General features: G+C 64.5%; 8 protein-coding genes. 5 read left to right on the top strand and 3 right to left on the bottom strand.

Annotation, left to right across the window (positions count from 1 at the left end; all coding sequences use genetic code 11):
• Positions 1 to 6: 6 nt before the first annotated feature.
• Entirely contained in the window at positions 7 to 336 is a 330-nt protein-coding gene (locus OVY29_RS12960) for a hypothetical protein (RefSeq protein WP_037556873.1), read from the bottom strand.
• Between the two features lie 90 nt (positions 337 to 426).
• Complete coding sequence (locus OVY29_RS12955; protein ID WP_037556874.1) at positions 427 to 2,694, bottom strand: TonB-dependent receptor; 2,268 nt, start codon at positions 2,692 to 2,694, stop codon at positions 427 to 429.
• A 365-nt stretch (positions 2,695 to 3,059) separates the two neighbouring features.
• Here OVY29_RS12955 and rpoB point away from each other — a divergent pair, with 365 nt between their 5' ends.
• The 4 genes from rpoB to OVY29_RS12935 all read left to right on the top strand — a co-directional run bounded on the left by rpoB (position 3,060) and on the right by OVY29_RS12935 (position 14,085).
• Positions 3,060 to 7,238 (top strand): DNA-directed RNA polymerase subunit beta, encoded by a 4,179-nt coding sequence (gene rpoB / locus OVY29_RS12950; protein WP_037556875.1) that lies wholly within the window; start codon positions 3,060 to 3,062, stop codon positions 7,236 to 7,238.
• Between the two features lie 130 nt (positions 7,239 to 7,368).
• Positions 7,369 to 11,652, top strand: a complete 4,284-nt coding sequence (gene rpoC, locus OVY29_RS12945) for a DNA-directed RNA polymerase subunit beta' (protein WP_313911551.1) — start codon at positions 7,369 to 7,371, stop codon at positions 11,650 to 11,652.
• A gap of 323 nt (positions 11,653 to 11,975) precedes the next feature.
• The gene (locus tag OVY29_RS12940; RefSeq protein WP_037556912.1) at positions 11,976 to 13,571 is read left to right on the top strand and encodes a helicase HerA-like domain-containing protein; all 1,596 of its coding nucleotides are present in this window, start codon (positions 11,976 to 11,978) and stop codon (positions 13,569 to 13,571) included.
• 55 nt (positions 13,572 to 13,626) lie between these two features.
• Complete coding sequence (locus tag OVY29_RS12935; RefSeq protein ID WP_152567668.1) at positions 13,627 to 14,085, top strand: hypothetical protein; 459 nt, start codon at positions 13,627 to 13,629, stop codon at positions 14,083 to 14,085.
• 20 nt (positions 14,086 to 14,105) lie between these two features.
• On the opposite strand, the gene OVY29_RS12930 is transcribed toward OVY29_RS12935, so the two are convergent.
• The gene (locus tag OVY29_RS12930; protein ID WP_081933181.1) at positions 14,106 to 16,820 is read right to left on the bottom strand and encodes a M1 family metallopeptidase; all 2,715 of its coding nucleotides are present in this window, start codon (positions 16,818 to 16,820) and stop codon (positions 14,106 to 14,108) included.
• 118 nt (positions 16,821 to 16,938) lie between these two features.
• Between OVY29_RS12930 and OVY29_RS12925 the strand changes: the two genes are divergently transcribed.
• A complete protein-coding gene (locus OVY29_RS12925; RefSeq protein ID WP_037556914.1) occupies positions 16,939 to 18,225 on the top strand; it encodes a cytochrome P450 in 1,287 nt (428 codons plus the stop codon).
• The last annotated feature ends 65 nt before the right edge of the window (positions 18,226 to 18,290 follow it).

Here is an 18,290-nt window from a genome sequence, read left to right as displayed (position 1 = left end):
TTCTTCCTAATTTGTGACGCTATGGCTTGCCGCGGCGGCTTCGGCCGCGCGGCGGGCCTGCAGATCGGCATGGGCCCGATTGATCAGCCGCCACGCCTTTTCGCAGCGTTGCTGATCGGAATACCGATCGCTGGCGCAAAGCTGATTGAGCCGCGCGAGGACGGCCTTGGGGCTGTCATCGGCGCCTGCAGGAAAGGCCCGGACATATTCGCCGAAGCTATTGGAGCCGATCGTGGCGGCCGAGTTGAGGTCTATGCCCTGCGCCGCCGCAGCGGTAGAAAACAGGGCAAGCGCGGTCAGGCTGGCGGTCCAACGGATCATCATCGACTCCCACATCAACTGGGTTGCATGTCGATGATAACATGGAAAGATCGCGATGCGAAGCCCGGCCCGCGCGGTGCTGGAACCGCGCGGGCCGGACCATCATCAGAACTTCACGCCCGCCTCGACGCCCCAGATGCGGGGTTCGTTGACGTAGCTGGTCAGATTGTTGAAATCGATGCCGCCGGTCGGCGATTCATCATTGGTGATGTTGCGTACGAAGCCCGCAATGTCGAAGCGATCGGTCTTGTATCCGACGCGCAGCCCGCCCTCGATCATCTTGTCGTCCGAAAATTCGACCGAGCGATAGAGGAAGAACTGCACCTTCGAACGATAATACCAGTCGGTGAAGGCATAGATGGCGCCGTCGCCGACGGGGATTTCATAACCCGCGGTCGCATTGAGCGTCCATTTCGGCGACTGCGGCAGCTGGTTGCCGTCGATCGAGAAGATGCCGGGGCTGCCGGGGCGCTGCGGATCGAGTATGGTGCACGGCGTCGCCGAGCCGCAACCCGCGACGAAGGCGTTGGCATCGTCGATTTCGGCGACGTTCCACGCGCCGCCGACCGAGAAGGTCAGCCCGCGCGCGGGCGCCGCCTGCAGCTCGGCCTCGATCCCGTGGCCCTTGGCGTCGACGTTGAGCAGGCTCGCGACGTTCGCGGTACCGCCGACCGCGGTCAGCTGCAGATCCTTGGTGTCGAAATAATAGCCGGTCAGGTTGAAGCGGACCCGGTCGTTCAGGAACGCGGTCTTGATCCCCGCTTCATACGACATCGTTTCTTCCTGATCGGCGGTCGAGATCGTCCGCGCAAAGGTCAGGCGACCCTGCACCGACGGCGCGCGATAGCCGCGTGCGACACGGGCGTAGAGCGTCAGTGCGTCCGACGCTTCATAGCTCGCGCTTGCGTCCCACGTCAGCAGCTTGCCCTTGACGCGGGCGGCCTGCGGCGGGACCGGCGTGTTCGGGTTGACGACGAAGTCGGGGCGCGTCTCGACCGGACGCGACGCGACGAAATCGCGCGTGTCGTTGTTGTAACGCGCGCCGGCCTGCAGCTTGAAGCCATTGTCGAATTCATAATTGACCGAGCCGAAAATGCCGTAAGCTTCGCTGTCCTGACGCTGGATCGCGATCGCCGACGGGGTCGCGTCGGTCGGGCCGCCGAATTCGAAGCTCGAAATGTCGAGCTTTTCGTCGAAATAGAAGGCGCCGAACTGATAGCCGAGCCCGCCGCTGTTGTTCGACGCGATGCGGATTTCCTGCGTGAACTGGTCGAGGCTCGGGACATTATCCTGGCTCTGCGCCTGGAACGGAATCAGCCCCGGCCCCGATTCGGGCAGGAACACCGCGCCGAAGCCGCCGTCGATGTCGCCGCGGCTGCGGAAATTGCCGTTCCAGTAGGAGGTGATCGAATAGGCGGTCACCGGCCCGAAATCATATTCGAGGTTCAACGCGGCATTATAGGTGTTGAGCTTCTGGAAGTTGATCCCGTCCTGCCACACCTTGTCGCGCTCGAACTCGGTGCCTGCGCCGCCGAGCCCGACGAGCTTGTTGCTGCCCGGAACCTGCGTGTTGGCGCGGAAGATGATCGCCGAGCCGTCATAGACGCGGACCTGGCCGGTGACGCGGCCGGTGAAGGGGCCGTTTTCATATTGGAGCTGGAGGCGCGCGGCGATATCGTCATAGCCGCCGAGATCGTCCTTCTTCGTCGTCGCGATATTGTCGACCCAGTCGTCGCGATGCTGATAGAGGCCCGAAAGGCGGACCGAGAAGCCGCTGTCGTCGGCGGCACCCGCCGCGACCTCGACCTGGCTCGTGCCGTAACGGCCATAGCTGACGCGGGCATGGCCGCCGGTCTTGCCGGGCTTGACCGTGTCGAACTTGACGATACCCGCCGGCGTGTTGCGGCCGAACAGCGTGCCCTGCGGCCCGCGCAGCACTTCGACGCGGTCGAGGTCGAAGATCGGGAAGCCTTTGAGGATCGGGTTTTCGAGCACGACATCGTCATAGACGAGGCTGACCGGCTGCGACGCGTTGAGGTCGAAGTCGGTGTTGCCGAGCCCGCGGATATAGAAGCGCGGGAAGGTGCGCCCGAACGAGCTTTCGATGTTGAGGCTGGGGACGCGGCCCGCGAGCACGCGGACGTCGGCGCCGGTCGAGGTGATCGCGCCGAGCGTGTCGCCCGACAGCACCGAGACGGCGACGGGCACGTCCTGCAGGCTTTCTTCGCGGCGCTGCGCGGTGACGACGATGTCGCCAAGGCCGCTGTCTTCGGTCACGGGATCGACAGGCGCATCCTGCGCGGCGGCGGGGACGGCCCAGGTCGCGGCGGCGAGGGCAAGGCTTATAGCGGTAGCGGAAGGAAAGTGGCGCATGGGCGAGCTTCCTGAAACAGAGTTGACGATGGGAGAGCGGAAAACCAAGGCTCTTTGGCTGCGCGCGCGCGCGCGATCAATCGCGGAAATGCGCGGCGCTGACGTTCGTGTCAGCAGTGTTGCGAAATTGCTGCACTTTGGCGACCGCCCCGCCGCCGTTGACACCGCGTGGCCCCAATCCTATATTGCGCCCATATCCCGTCGTCCGAGATAGGGCCTGACTTTGCGCAACAGGCTGTACGGATAGGGCGGCGGGGATTTCGAGATGCGTTGGAAAGCTGCGGTAAGCCGGCAACGGTTCGTCGCGGCCTTTTTGCGTCTCTCCTGCGCTCGCGAGCTATTTTCTTAAGGCGAGACAATCACTTATGGCGACCAAGGCGAAGTCGGTGGGCAAGGCCCTCGAAGCAACCGCAAGCAAGCGAATCCGCAAGCTGTTCGGCAACATCCACGAAGCGGTGGAGATGCCCAACCTCATCGAGGTGCAGCGCGAATCCTATGAGCAGTTCCTGCGCTCGGATCCTTCGATCGGTTATGTTTCGGGTCTCGAAAAGACGCTGCGCAGCGTTTTCCCGATCCGCGATTTCGCCGGCACCGCCGAGCTCGACTTCGTCCATTACGAACTCGAAGAGCCCAAGTACGACGTCGAGGAATGCCGTCAGCGCGGCATCACCTATGCGGCGCCGATGAAGGTCACGCTGCGCCTGATCGTCTTCGAGGTCGACAGCGAAACCGACACCCGTTCGGTCCTCGATATCAAGGAGCAGGACGTCTACATGGGCGACATGCCGCTCATGACCGAGAACGGCACCTTCTTCGTCAACGGCACCGAGCGCGTCATCGTGTCGCAGATGCACCGTTCGCCGGGTGTGCTCTTCGACCATGACCGCGGCAAGACCCACTCGTCGGGCAAATTCCTGTTCGCCGCGCGCGTCATCCCCTACCGTGGTTCGTGGCTCGACTTCGAATTCGACGCCAAGGATATCGTCAACGTTCGTATCGACCGCAAGCGCAAGCTGCCGGTCACCAGCCTGCTCTATGCGCTGGGCATGACGGGTGAGGAAATCCTCAACCATTTCTATGACCGCCTCGTCTTCGAGCGCGCCGAAAACGGCTGGAAGGTGCCGTTCGTCGTCGAAAACTGGCGCGGCTCCAAGCCCGCCTTCGACGTGGTCGACGCCAAGACCGGCGAAGTCGTCTTCGCCGCCGGCCACAAGATCAGCCCGCGCCTTGCCAACAAGGCCGCGAAGGACGGTCTCGACACGCTGCTTATCCCGACCGAGGAAATCTTCGGCCGCTACAGCGCTTATGACCTGATCAACGAAGCGACCGGCGAGATCTACATCGAAGCCGGCGACGAAGTGTCGGCCGACAACCTCGAGAAGCTCGACGCCGCGGGCATCGACAAGCTCGTCCTGCTCGACATCGACCACAACAACACGGGCCCCTGGATCCGCAACACGCTCAAGGCCGACAAGGCCGAGGACCGCGACCAGGCATTGAGCGACATTTATCGCGTGATGCGCCCCGGCGAGCCGCCGACGCGCGAAACCGCCGAAGCCCTCTTCGGCGGCCTGTTCTTCGACGCCGAGCGCTACGACCTGTCGGCCGTCGGCCGCGTCAAGCTCAACATGCGCCTTGGCCTCGACGCCGAGGACACGGTCACCACGCTGCGCAGCGAAGATATCCTCGCCGTGGTCAAGGAGCTGGTGAACCTGAAGGACGGCAAGGGCGAGATCGACGACATCGACAATCTCGGCAACCGCCGCGTGCGTTCGGTCGGCGAGCTGCTCGAAAACCAGTATCGCGTCGGCCTGCTCCGCATGGAACGCGCGGTCAAGGAGCGCATGAGCTCGGTCGACGTGTCGACCGTGATGCCGAACGACCTGATCAACGCGAAGCCCGCTGTCGCCGCGGTGCGCGAATTCTTCGGCTCGTCGCAACTCTCGCAGTTCATGGACCAGACCAACCCGCTGTCCGAAGTCACCCACAAGCGCCGCGTGTCGGCGCTCGGGCCGGGCGGTCTGACGCGTGAACGCGCGGGCTTCGAAGTCCGCGACGTTCACCCGACCCACTATGGCCGCATCTGCCCGATCGAAACGCCCGAAGGCCCGAACATCGGTCTGATCAACAGCCTCGCGACCTTTGCGCGCGTCAACAAATATGGCTTCATCGAGACGCCGTACCGCCGCATCGTCGACGGCAAGGTCACCAACGAAGTCGTCTATCTCTCGGCGATGGAAGAGTCGAAGCACACCGTCGCGCAGGCGAACGCCGACCTCAACCCCGACGGCAGCTTCATCGACGAACTGATCTCGGCACGCGAAGCGGGCGAATTCCTGATGGCCCCGCGCGACCAGATCACGCTGATGGACGTGTCGCCGAAGCAGCTCGTTTCGGTTGCAGCGTCGCTCATTCCGTTCCTCGAGAACGACGACGCCAACCGCGCGCTCATGGGATCGAACATGCAGCGTCAGGCGGTGCCGCTGCTCCGCGCGGAGGCTCCGGTCGTCGGCACGGGCATGGAAGGCACCGTGGCACGCGACTCGGGTGCCGCCATTGCCGCACGCCGCGGCGGCGTGATCGACCAGGTCGATGCGACGCGTATCGTTATCCGCGCGACCGACATGGTCGAACCCGGCAAGTCGGGCGTCGACATCTATCGCCTGCAGAAGTTCCAGCGTTCGAACCAGTCGACCTGCATCAACCAGCGTCCGCTGGTGAAGGTTGGCGACGTCGTCCGCTCGGGCGACATCATCGCCGACGGTCCGTCGACCGAGCTCGGCGAACTGGCGCTCGGCAAGAATGTGCTCGTCGCGTTCATGCCGTGGAACGGCTACAACTATGAGGACTCGATCCTCATCAGCGAACGCATCGTGAAGGACGACGTCTTCACCTCGATCCATATCGAGGAATTCGAAGTCACCGCACGCGACACGCGCCTTGGCCCCGAAGATATCACGCGCGACATCCCGAACGTCGGCGAGGAAGCGCTTCGCAACCTCGACGAAGCGGGCATCGTCTACATCGGCGCCGAAGTCGGCCCGGGCGACATTCTGGCCGGCAAGATCACCCCCAAGGGTGAATCGCCGATGACGCCGGAAGAAAAGCTGCTCCGCGCGATCTTCGGCGAAAAGGCCAGCGACGTGCGCGACACGTCGCTTCGCCTGCCGCCGGGCGTGTCGGGCACCGTCGTCGAAGTCCGCGTCTTCAACCGTCACGGCATCGACAAGGACGAACGTGCGATCGCGATCGAACGCGAGGAAATCGAACGGCTGAAGCAGGACGCCGACGACGAGCGCGCGATCCTCAACCGCGCGACCTTCTCGAGCCTCAAGGACCTGCTGATCGGTCAGACGACCAGCGCGGTGCCGAAGGGGCTGAAGAAGGGCGATGTCGTCACCGAAGAGATGCTGGTCGAGCTCGACCGCGCCGACTGGTGGAAGCTCGCGGTGGTCGAGGACAATGCCCAGACCGCATTGGAAGCCATCAAGGCGCAGTATGACGACGCGATCAAGCGGATCAACGCGAAGTATGAAGATCGCGTCGAGAAGCTGCAGCGCGGCGACGAACTCGCCCCGGGCGTGCTCAAGATGGTCAAGGTCTTTGTCGCCATCAAGCGCAAGCTGCAGCCGGGTGACAAGATGGCCGGCCGTCACGGCAACAAGGGCGTCATCAGCCGCATCCTCCCGAACGAGGACATGCCGTTCCTCGAGGACGGGACGCATGTCGACATCGTGCTCAACCCGCTGGGCGTGCCCTCGCGCATGAACGTCGGGCAGATCCTCGAAACCCACCTCGGCTGGGCTTCGCGCGGTCTGGGCCGGCAGGTCACGCAGGCGCTCGACGAATGGCGCGACGCCAATCCCGACGCGGTCGGCGGGCAGATGCCCGCGGCCGTGCGCGATGCGCTCGAAAACGTCTATGGCGGCGAATATGTCGAGGACATCAAGTCGCGCGATGCCGAAAGCATCGTCGAACTGGCCGACAACCTCCGCGTTGGCGTGCCGTTCGCGACCCCGGTGTTCGACGGCGCGAAGGAAGCCGATGTGTCGAACATGCTGACCCTCGCGGGGCTGCACGAATCGGGGCAGTCGGATCTTTACGACGGCCGCACCGGCGACAAGTTCGACCGCAAGGTGACCGTGGGCTACATCTATATGCTGAAGCTCCACCACCTCGTCGACGACAAGATCCACGCGCGTTCGATCGGTCCCTACAGCCTCGTCACCCAGCAGCCGCTGGGCGGTAAGGCGCAGTTCGGTGGCCAGCGCTTCGGTGAAATGGAAGTGTGGGCTCTGCAAGCTTATGGCGCGGCATACACGCTGCAGGAAATGCTGACGGTGAAGTCCGACGACGTGATCGGCCGCACCAAGGTTTACGAAGCGATCGTCAAGGGCGACGACACCTTCGAGGCCGGCATTCCCGAAAGCTTCAACGTGCTCGTCAAGGAAATGCGCTCGCTGGGCCTCAACGTCGAGCTTTCGTCCTATGCGGACGAAGACGATGACGAAGGTCCGGAAGCGCTACCGGAAGCCGCCGAATAATAGATCTCCCCTCCCGCTTGCGGGAGGGGCCGGGGGTGGGCGCGGGACAAGCCCACTTCTGAGAGACCAGATTGCCCACCCCTAACCCCTCCCGCAAGCGGGAGGGGAACTGGATCGAGGGACGAAAAGAATGAACCAGCTTACCAACTTCATGAACCCGGTCGCGAAGCCCGAAACCTTCGACATGATCAAGATCGGCATCGCGAGCCCCGAGCGTATCCGCTCGTGGTCGTTCGGCGAGATCAAGAAGCCCGAAACGATCAACTACCGCACGTTCAAGCCCGAGCGTGACGGCCTGTTCTGCGCGCGCATCTTTGGCCCGATCAAGGATTATGAATGCCTGTGCGGTAAGTATAAGCGCATGAAATACAAGGGCATCGTCTGCGAGAAGTGCGGTGTCGAAGTCACGGTGACCAAGGTCCGCCGCGAGCGCATGGGCCATATCGAGCTCGCCGCGCCCGTCGCGCACATCTGGTTCCTGAAGTCGCTGCCGTCGCGCATCGGCCTGCTGCTCGACATGCAGCTGAAGCAGCTCGAGCGCGTCCTCTATTTCGAAGCCTATATCGTGCTCGAGCCCGGCCTGACCCCGCTCGAAAAGTTCCAGCTTCTGACCGAAGACGAACTGCTCGACGCGCAGGACGAATATGGCGAGGACGCCTTCTCGGCCGGTATCGGCGCCGAGGCGATCCGCGTGCTCCTCGAAAATCTCGATCTCGAACAGGAACGCGTTGACCTGATGGAAGAGCTCGCGACCACCAAGTCGGAGCTCAAGCCCAAGAAGATCATCAAGCGCCTCAAGGTGGTCGAGAGCTTCATCGAATCGGGCAACCGTCCCGAGTGGATGATCCTCGAAGTCGTGCCGGTCATCCCGCCCGAACTGCGCCCGCTGGTGCCGCTCGACGGCGGCCGCTTCGCGACAAGCGACCTTAACGATCTTTACCGCCGCGTGATCAACCGCAACAATCGTTTGAAGCGCCTGATGGAGCTGCGCGCGCCGGACATCATCGTCCGCAACGAAAAGCGCATGCTGCAGGAAGCGGTCGACGCGCTGTTCGACAACGGTCGCCGCGGCCGCACGATCACCGGCGCGAACAAGCGGCCCCTCAAGTCGCTCTCCGACATGCTCAAGGGCAAGCAGGGCCGCTTCCGTCAGAACCTGCTCGGCAAGCGCGTCGACTATTCGGGTCGTTCGGTCATCGTGACCGGTCCCGAACTCAAGCTGCACCAGTGCGGCCTGCCGAAGAAGATGGCGCTCGAACTGTTCAAGCCGTTCATCTACGCGCGCCTCGACGCCAAGGGTCTGTCGATGACCCTGAAGCAGGCGAAGAAGTGGGTCGAAAAGGAACGCAAGGAAGTCTGGGACATCCTCGACGAAGTCATTCGCGAGCATCCGGTGCTGCTGAACCGCGCCCCGACGCTCCACCGCCTCGGCATTCAGGCGTTCGAGCCCGTGCTGATCGAAGGCAAGGCGATCCAGCTTCACCCGCTGGTCTGCGCCGCGTTCAACGCCGACTTCGACGGCGACCAGATGGCGGTCCACGTGCCGCTCTCGCTGGAAGCGCAGCTCGAAGCGCGCGTGCTGATGATGTCGACCAACAACATCCTCAGCCCCGCGAACGGCAAGCCGATTATCGTTCCGTCGCAGGACATGGTCCTCGGTCTCTATTACCTGTCGCTCGAACGCGAAGGCGAACCGGGCGAGGGTATGTTGCTCGCCGACATGGCCGAAGTGCATCAGGCGCTGTTCACCGGCGCGGTGACGCTGCACACCAAGGTGGTGAGCCGCGTTCCGCAGACCGACGAGCAGGGCAACGAGTATCTCAAGCGGTTCGAGACCACGCCGGGCCGCATGCTGATTGGCGAATGCCTGCCGAAGTCGCACACCGTGCCCTTCGACGTCGTCAACCGCCTTCTGACCAAGAAGGAAATCGGCGACGTGATCGATCAGGTCTATCGCCACACCGGCCAGAAAGAGACGGTTCTGTTCGCGGACGCCATCATGGCGCTGGGCTTCCGCAACGCGTTCAAGGCCGGCATCTCCTTCGGCAAGGACGACATGATCATCCCGGCGTCGAAGGAAGGGATGGTCGACGAAACCCGCGCGCTCGTGAAGGATTTCGAGCAGCAGTATCAGGACGGCCTGATCACGCAGCAGGAAAAGTACAATAAGGCCATTGATGCGTGGTCGCAGTGCGGCGACAAGGTCGCGAACGCGATGATGGACGAAATCCGTGCGACGCCGAAGCTCGACGACGGCCGTCTGGCCCCGATCAACTCCATCTATATGATGGCGCACTCGGGTGCCCGTGGTTCGCAGGCCCAGATGAAGCAGCTTGCCGGCATGCGCGGCCTGATGGCCAAGCCGTCGGGCGAGATCATCGAAACGCCGATCATCTCGAACTTCAAGGAAGGTCTCACCGTTCTCGAGTATTTCAACTCGACCCACGGTGCGCGTAAGGGTCTGGCCGATACGGCGCTCAAGACGGCGAACTCGGGTTATTTGACCCGCCGTCTGGTCGACGTATCGCAGGACTGCGTCGTGATCGAGGAAGATTGCGGCACCGAACGCGGCATGGAAATGCGCGCGATCATCCAGGGCGGTTCGACGATCGCTTCGCTCGGCGAGCGCATCCTCGGCCGTACGACGCTCGAGGATGTCGCCGACAAGGACGGCAACATCATCGCGCCGGTCGGCACGCTGCTCGACGAAGCGACGACGCAGCGCATTGAAGACGCCGAAGTCCAGTCGGTCAAGATCCGTTCGCCTTTGGTTTGCGAAGCGACGCTCGGCGTTTGCGGCAAATGCTATGGCCGCGACCTCGCCCGCGGTACGCCGGTGAACATCGGTGAAGCTGTCGGCGTCATCGCCGCGCAGTCGATCGGCGAACCCGGCACGCAGCTGACGATGCGTACCTTCCACATCGGTGGCGCGGCGCAGGTGAACGAGCAGTCGAACGCCGAAGCGATTTCGGACGGCACGATCGAATATCGCGACATGGCGACGATCGTCGACCAGCGCGGCCGCCGTCTGGCGCTGTCGCGTTCGGGCGAAATCGCGATCATCGACAGCGAAGGCCGCGAGCGCGCGACGCACAAGCTGCCCTATGGTGCGCAGATCATGCACAAGGACGGCGAGAAGGTGAAGAAGGGCGACCGGATTGCCGAATGGGATCCGTTCACCATGCCGCTGATCACCGAAAAGCAGGGCGTCGTGAAGTATCAGGATCTGGCCGACGGCAAGACGCTGGTCGAACAGGTCGACGAAGCGACGGGCATCGCCCAGCGCGTCGTGATTGAATATCGCTCGGCGGGCCGCGCCAAGAAGGAAGATCTTCAGCCGCGCCTCACCCTGCTGGACGACGAGTCGGGTGAAGCCGCGCGCTACCTGCTCGCGGTCGGGACGATGCTGTCGGTCGAGGACGGTCAGGAAGTACAGGCGGGCGACGTTCTGGCGCGCGTCAGCCGCGAAGCGTCGAAGACGCGCGACATCACCGGCGGTCTGCCGCGTGTTGCCGAGCTGTTCGAAGCGCGCATTCCGAAGGACAACAGCGTTATCGCGAAGATCAGCGGCCGCATTGAATTCGTCAAGGATTACAAGGCGAAGCGCAAGATCGCGATCGTTCCGGAAGAAGGCGATCCGATCGAGTATCTGATCCCCAAGTCGAAAGTCCTCGAAGTGCAGGAAGGCGACCAGGTCAAGCGCGGCGACGCGCTGATTTCGGGCTCGCCGAACCCTCACGACATCCTCGACGTCATGGGCGTCGAGGCGCTGGCGGAATATCTCGTCGCGGAAATCCAGGAAGTCTATCGACTGCAGGGCGTGAAGATCAACGACAAGCACATCGAGGTGATCGTTCGCCAGATGCTGCAAAAGGTCGAGATCACCTCGGGCGGCGACACCACGCTGCTGCCGGGCGAACAGCTCGATTATCTGGAGATGATGGAATATAACGCCAAGCTGCCGAAGAACGGCGTGCCGGCAGAGGGCCGTCCGGTCCTGCTCGGCATCACCAAGGCGTCGCTGCAGACCCGCAGCTTCGTTTCGGCCGCTTCCTTCCAGGAGACGACCCGCGTTCTCACCGAGGCTTCGGTGCAGGGCAAGATCGACTCGCTGCAGGGCCTCAAGGAGAATGTCATCGTCGGCCGCCTCATCCCGGCGGGTACCGGCGCTGCCATGAACCGCGTCCGCGTGACCGCCTCGTCGAAGGATGCCGCGCTGCGCGCCGCGATGCGCGCCGCGAACCAGGAGCATCTGATCGCGCCGGCGACCGCCGCTGAAGAGCATGAAGCCGAACTGGCGCAGGGCCCCGAAGCCGCGATGGGCGACGATCCGCTCGGCAAGGTGCAGGGCGAGGACTTCACGTCGGACGACGTGATGGTCGAGGAACGCCCCGAAGGTGAGGGCGAGGAATAAGCTTCCTCGCGGCTTTGGCCCGACAGAAATGAGCCCCGCCGGAGCGATCCGGCGGGGCTTTTCTTTGGCGACTGTGGGGTGGAGGCGGACGTTGCGGCAATTTAGCCCCTCCCTTCGGGGAGGGGCAACGCGAACGGCAGCTTGCTGCCTGGTCGGGTAGTGGGGTGGGGTCTATCGACGCGCGATGACCTCACAACCTCCCTGAAGGGAGGGCTTCTCAATGCCGCAACCGGTCGATACGGCCACCAGCGCCCCATTGCCGATTGCCTGTCCCGGCCCCCCGCTCTAGACCTTGGGAAAGGCTTTCGAACGGAGGACAGCGGGTGAGCGACGGCAGCACGGCGAGCGAAATCTATATCGGTCTTGGCGGCGGCGGGGCGGCCGACGGACCGCGCCAGTCGCTGGTGCTCAAACGCGCGAACCGTCACGGGCTGATCGCCGGTGCGACTGGCACCGGCAAGACGGTGACCCTGCAGGGCCTCGCCGAGGGCTTTTCGGCGGTGGGCGTCCCGGTGTTCGTCGCCGACGTAAAGGGCGACCTCGCCGGCATGGCGATGGCGGGCAGTTCGACCGCCAAGGTGCATGAGCCTTTTTCGAAGCGCGCCGCCGAAATTGGCGACACGACATGGGCCTATCGCGACAATCCGGTGATCTTCTGGGACCTGTTCGGCGAACAGGGGCACCCGATCCGCACCACCATCTCCGAAATGGGCCCGCTGCTGCTCGCGCGGCTGATGGGCCTCAACGAAGTGCAGGAAGGCGTGCTCGCGATCGCGTTCCGGGTCGCCGACGAACAGAATCTGCTGTTGCTCGATCTGGGCGATTTGCAGGCGATGCTCGTCTGGTGCGCCGAGAACGCCGACGAACTCACGACCAAATATGGCAATGTGTCGAAGGCGACCGTCGGCACGATCCAGCGGCAATTGCTCACGCTCGAAAGTCAGGGCGGCGACCATTTCTTCGGCGAGCCCGCGCTCGACATTCAGGACATGATCCGCTCGGACGAAAACGGCCGCGGCTATGTCAACATCCTCGCCGCCGACAAGCTGATGGCGAGCCCGAAACTCTATGCGACCTTCCTGCTCTGGCTCTTGTCGGAGATGTTCGAGACGCTTCCCGAGGTCGGCGACCCCGACAAGCCGAAGCTCGTCTTCTTCTTCGACGAGGCGCATCTGCTGTTCGACGACGCGCCGCCCGCGCTGACCGAAAAGATCGAGCAGGTCGTGCGGCTGATCCGCTCGAAGGGCGTCGGCGTCTATTTCGTGACGCAAAATCCGATCGACGTGCCCGAAGAGGTCGCGGGCCAGCTCGGCAATCGTGTCCAGCACGCACTCCGCGCCTTCACGCCGCGCGACCAGAAGGCGGTGAAGGCCGCCGCCGAAACCTTCCGCCCCAACCCCAAGGTCGACGTCGCGCGCGAGATCACCGAGCTGAAGGTCGGCGAGGCGCTCGTCTCGCTGCTGATGGCCGACGGCGCGCCGTCGCCGGTCGAGCGCACGCTGATCAAGCCGCCCTGCTCGCGCGCCGGTCCTCTGGAGGCCAAGGAGCGCGCGATCATCCAGTCGATCTCGCCGGTCGAGGGCAAATATGACACGGCCGTAGATCGCGAAAGCGCCGAAGAACTGCTCGCCGCCAAGGCCGAGCAGGCGCAGGCCGCCGCGATCGAGGCGAAAGCCCAGGTCGAAGCCGACAAGCAGGCTGCGATCGCCGCGAAGGAAGAGGCGAAGCGCAAGGCGGCCGAGGAGCGCGAGCGCATCCGGCTCGAAAAGGCCGCCGCGCGCGAGGCGGCGAAGCCCTCGATGGCCGAAAAGATGATGCAGTCCGCTGCGCGATCCGCGGCGACGAGCCTCGGCCGGCAGGTCGCCGGCAAGTTCGGCGGCCAGCTGATGCGCGGCATTTTGGGCAGCCTGTTCAAGTGAACCGCCGCATCCTCCTGTCCGTCATCCCGGCCTTCGCCGGGATGACCGATAGAGAATGTCGGGGGCGGCTCATGACGTCGCGGCGATGGAGGCGAGCCTCGTCGCCGTCGCCGACGCGGGGGTGGATGTCCGCCACGCGCTGTTCGATCGCTTCTTCGCCGTCTTTCCCGACCGCCGCGCGAGCTTCATGATCGTCGATGCCTCGTCGCGGCGGATGACCGACGAGACATTGCAGATGATGCTCGGGCTGGCGAAAGGCGAGGGCTGGGTCTGGCCGCTCGTCGCCGAACTCGTCTTCACCCACCGCGCCTATGGGCCATTGCCGATCGCCGAATATGACGCCTTCATCGACATGACGGTCGAAGAACTCGGCACCGCGTCAGGTGCGGGATGGAGCGCCGCCGCGGCGGCCGCATGGCGGCGCCAGGCCGAGGCCCTGAAGGCGATGATCCGCCAAGCGCGCGCCGAGTGGGAAAGCGCGATGCCGGTTGGAACGCCGCAGCCGGCGGGCTGACGAACTGCGGCGGACTTTTCCTACTTCGCCTTCAGCCAGCTCGCGGTTTCGCGCGTGATGCGCGGGCGGCTGACGCTGCGTTCCTTCAGGCTCGCCAGCACCTTGTCATAGGGTTTGCGCACATCGGCGGGCAGCGGCGCCGCGATCGCTTCGAGCTTTGCGATCATTGCGGGGTCGTTCGACGATGCGGCGAGCCCCGCGAGGAAGCGCGCGCGCGCCGAGGCGTCGATCAGCCGGTCGACCGCCGCCTGATTGGCCTGCGCAAAATCGACCGCCATTTCGGCATGGTTCGCCGCGACCGCGCCGATGATGGAGGCGCTGACCGTCTTGCCGGGTTCGTCGGTCAGCGCGAGCGCGAGCGCGCGCTTGGCGAGCGCTTCGTCCTTCGCCGAGCCGAGCAGCGTGTAGAAAGTGCTGCGCTCGACCGCCGACTTCGACGCCTTCGCCATTGCGCGCAGCTTGTTCCATTCGGCGTCGCCCGCGTTCGCCGCGACGATGCTCAGCCAGCGCGCCTTCAGCGGGCCGTCGAGCGCGGCGGGATCGCGGTCGAGCAGCGCGAAGCGCCGCCGCGCTTCGGCGAGTATTTTGGCATCGCCCAGCGTGCCGAGTGCGCCGAGCGATTCGGAGCGCAAGATGCTGTCGAGTGCGGGCTCGCCGGCGCGCGCGTCGAAGCCGAGCCGCGCCATCGCCGCGCCGAGCGCCGCGGTGCCGCGTGCCGCGATCTGCTTTTGCACCGCGGGCTGGCCGTCGAACAGCTTGTAGAGCGCGGCATAGCGCCCGGCGGCGTCGCCGAGCAGCTTCTGGTTTGCATCATTCGGCACCGCCGCCAGCAGGTCGAGCGCCGCGCCCATCGGCTGATAACCGGCATAAGCGAGCGCGAAATTGTCGCCGAGCAGCCCGAGCTGGTCGATCGGGGCCAAGGTCGCAAACGCGCCACGCAGCGCCGCGAGCGCGGCGGGCGAATAGAGCGTGCGGTAATAGCCCGCCTGACCGGCATTGATCAGCACCGCGCCGCAGCCGGGCAGGGTCAGCGTGCCGGTCCCGCTCGCGACTACCTGCCGCGCGATCGCGCCAGTGCCGGCGCGCGCGAGAACGGGCACCTTCCAGCGGCGGCCTTCGGCTTCGATCGCGTCCTTGCGGTCGCGTGAAAATTCGCCCTGCGCCACCTCGACAATCGTCTTGCCGCCGGCGCAGGTCACGCTGCCGACGCGCAGCAGCGGAATGCCCGGCTGATTGGTGAAATCATGCGCGATCGCGGTCAGCCCCTCGGCGCCCGCCGCCTCGACCGCGTTCCACAGGTCGTCGGTGCGCGTGTTCGCATATTTGTGCTTTTCCATATAGGTGCGCAGACCCTGCCGCCACACATCCTCGCCGGCGTAGGATTCGAGCATGGTGATCACCGCCTCGCCCTTCTGATAAGTGATCGCATCGAACGCCTGGTTGGTGTCCTCGACCGTGCGGATCGTCTGGACGATCGGGTGGGTCGTCGCAAAGGCGTCGAGCCCCATTGCGCGCTCGCGGCCATCGACGCGGTCGAGCAAGGGCTGCCAATCGGGATGGAAATGATCGCTCGCCTTGGTTTCCATCCAGCTCGCGAACCCTTCGTTGAGCCAGAGGTCGTCCCACCACGCCATGGTGACGAGGTCGCCGAACCATTGGTGCGCGACCTCGTGCGCCTGCACCGAATAGATCGCCTGCCGCGTCGCATCGCTCGTGATCTTGGGATCGTCGAGCAGGATGCGCTCGAAGGTGAAGATCGCGCCCCAATTTTCCATCGCGCCGAAGAATTGCGACTGACCGGGCCCCGCGACATTGTCGAGCTTGGGCAGCGGATAGGGCTGGCCGAAATAGTCGCTGTAATAGCCGAGCAGCGGACCGAGGCTGTCGAGCGCGAAGCGCGCCTGCTCGCCCGACCCCTTGGGCGACACGATGCCGACCTCGACGCCGCCCTCGCTCTTCGCCGCGAGCCGCTCGAAACTTCCGGTCGCGAAGAAGAGGAGATAGGACGACATTTTGGGCGAGATCTCGAAGGTCACCTTCTTCTTGCCGCCGGGGGCCGGCGTTTCGCTCGCCACGGGCATGTTGCTCACCGCAAGATCGCCCGCGGAGACGGTGGCGGAGAGGCTGAAGGTCGCCTTGTAGCTCGGCTCGTCGAAGCTCGGGACGAAGCGCCGCGCGTCGGGGGCCTCGAACTGGGTGAACAGCCCGCGCACCTCGTCGCCGCTGACCTTGTCGGGATAATCGAGCGCGAAAAGCCCGTTCGCCTGCGTGTTGATCGTGCCGGTGTAGCGGGTAGCGAGGCGATATTTGCCCGGCGCGAGCGGCGCGGGCGCGGTGAAACGCACCGTCTGCGCCGCGGCATCGGTCGTCGCGGTCAGCGGAATCGCCTTGCCGTCGGCACCGGTGAGGCTGGCGCCCGCGAAGTCGAGGTCGAGCGCGTTCAGCGTCAGCACCGCCGAGGGTTCGTATAATATGATGTCGATGCCCGCCTCGCCGGTGAAGCGCAGCGCCTGCGCATCGGGGACGACGCTGATGTCGTAATGCACCGGCCGCGCGATCCGCGGCAGCTGGCTCGGGATGCTCGCGTCGAGCGGCGCGCCGGCGAGCGCGGGCGCCGCTGCGACGGGTGCGGTCGCGACGGGTGCGGTCGGCGCGATCCCCGGCTGCGCGGCACAGGCTGCGAGGCTGAGCGACGAGACGGCGGCGAAAAGGAAACGACGTGCAATTGTTTTCATGATGAAATCCCCGGTTATTTTATGCCGCGCTACGCCGATGCGGCGTTCGCGCGGGCGCCGCTTCGACGGGTGGTCAAAGCCTATCGACAGACGACGCGATTCGCGGCAGCTTGGTTGCATGACGAAACCTATATTGCCCGGAGAGGTAGCCGCCGCCGTCGTCGACCCCGTCGCATACGGCAATTGGGACCCGCTGCACGAAAAGCTTGCATGGGCGCGGGCGAATGCGCCGCTTGCGGTGGCCGAAAACCCCGAGCTCGATCCCTTCTGGCTGGTGACGCGCCACGCCGACATCATGGCGATCAGCCGCGATCCGCAGCGCTTCGCCAATGGTCTGCGCCCCACGGTGCTCACCAACCGCGACGGCGAGGCGATCGCGCGCGCCGCGACGCCGGGGGGTGACGGGCACCTCATCCGTTCGCTGGTGCAGATGGATGCCCCCGATCATATGAAATACCGGCTGCTCACCCAGGCCTGGTTCATGCCCAAGAATTTGAAGATCGTCGAAGACCGGATCCGTCACCACGCGCGCAATGCGGTCGAACAGATGCTCGCGATGGACGGTGAATGCGATTTCGCGCGCGACGTCGCGGCGCATTATCCGCTGCGCGTGATCATGGACATATTGGGGGTGCCGCCCGAGGACGAGCCGCGGATGCTGATGCTGACGCAGCAATTATTCGGATCGACCGATCCCGAGCTCAACCGCAGCCGCGAGGCGATCACCAGTGCCGAACAGGCGATCGCGATGCTCAATTATGTCATCGCCGATTTCGAACAATATTTCGGCGCGCTGACCGCCGACCGCCGAGCCAATCCGCGCGAGGATATCGCGACGGTGATCGCCAATGCCGTGGTCGGCGGCGCGCCGATCCCCGATCGCGAGCTTGCCGGCTATTATATGATCATCGCGACCGCGGGTCACGACACGACGAGCGCCTCGACCGCGGGCGCGATCATGGAACTGGCGAAGAGCCCCGAGCTGTTCGCCCGTTTCCGCGATGCACAAAGCGACAAGGCCGGTCTGATCGAGGAGGCGATTCGCTGGACGACGCCGGTCCAGCATTTCATGCGCAGCGCGCGCGAAGACGTCGAAATCGGCGGCCAGACGATCCGCGAAGGCGACTGGCTGATGCTGAACTATGTATCGGCCAACCGCGACGAGGATGTGTTCGGCGATCCCTTCGCCTTCGACCCCGATCGCGAGAAGAACCAGCAGATCGCCTTCGGCTTCGGCGCACACGTCTGTCTCGGCCAGCATCTCGCGCGCATGGAAATGCGGATATTGATGGAGGAGCTGCTGCCGCGCCTCGAGAGCCTCGAACTCGCGGGCGAACCCGCACGCGTCGAATCGGTGTTCGTCGGCGGGTTGAAGCGCCTGCCGATCCGCTTCGAGATCGCCTAATAACGTTTGGATTCAACCTTTTCCTGCAAAAATGGAACGATCGCTCGCGGGCCGCGTTTCGGGCG

It is taken from the genome of Sphingopyxis sp. SE2, from assembly GCF_032227185.1.
Taxonomy (GTDB): domain Bacteria; phylum Pseudomonadota; class Alphaproteobacteria; order Sphingomonadales; family Sphingomonadaceae; genus Sphingopyxis.
Note: the sequence above shows the minus strand (reverse complement) of the source record. Positions and strands in the feature narration are given on the sequence as shown.

Bases quoted from the DNA above. Each gene is read 5' to 3' on its own strand.
- OVY29_RS12960 (WP_037556873.1), bottom strand. From the start codon at position 336: ATGTGGGAGTCGATGATGATCCGTTGGACCGCCAGCCTGACCGCGCTT.
- OVY29_RS12955 (WP_037556874.1), bottom strand. From the start codon at position 2,694: ATGCGCCACTTTCCTTCCGCTACCGCTATAAGCCTTGCCCTCGCCGCC.
- rpoB (WP_037556875.1), top strand. From the start codon at position 3,060: ATGGCGACCAAGGCGAAGTCGGTGGGCAAGGCCCTCGAAGCAACCGCA.
- rpoC (WP_313911551.1), top strand. From the start codon at position 7,369: ATGAACCAGCTTACCAACTTCATGAACCCGGTCGCGAAGCCCGAAACC.
- OVY29_RS12935 (WP_152567668.1), top strand. From the start codon at position 13,627: ATGTCGGGGGCGGCTCATGACGTCGCGGCGATGGAGGCGAGCCTCGTC.
- OVY29_RS12930 (WP_081933181.1), bottom strand. From the start codon at position 16,820: ATGAAAACAATTGCACGTCGTTTCCTTTTCGCCGCCGTCTCGTCGCTC.
- OVY29_RS12925 (WP_037556914.1), top strand. From the start codon at position 16,939: ATGACGAAACCTATATTGCCCGGAGAGGTAGCCGCCGCCGTCGTCGAC.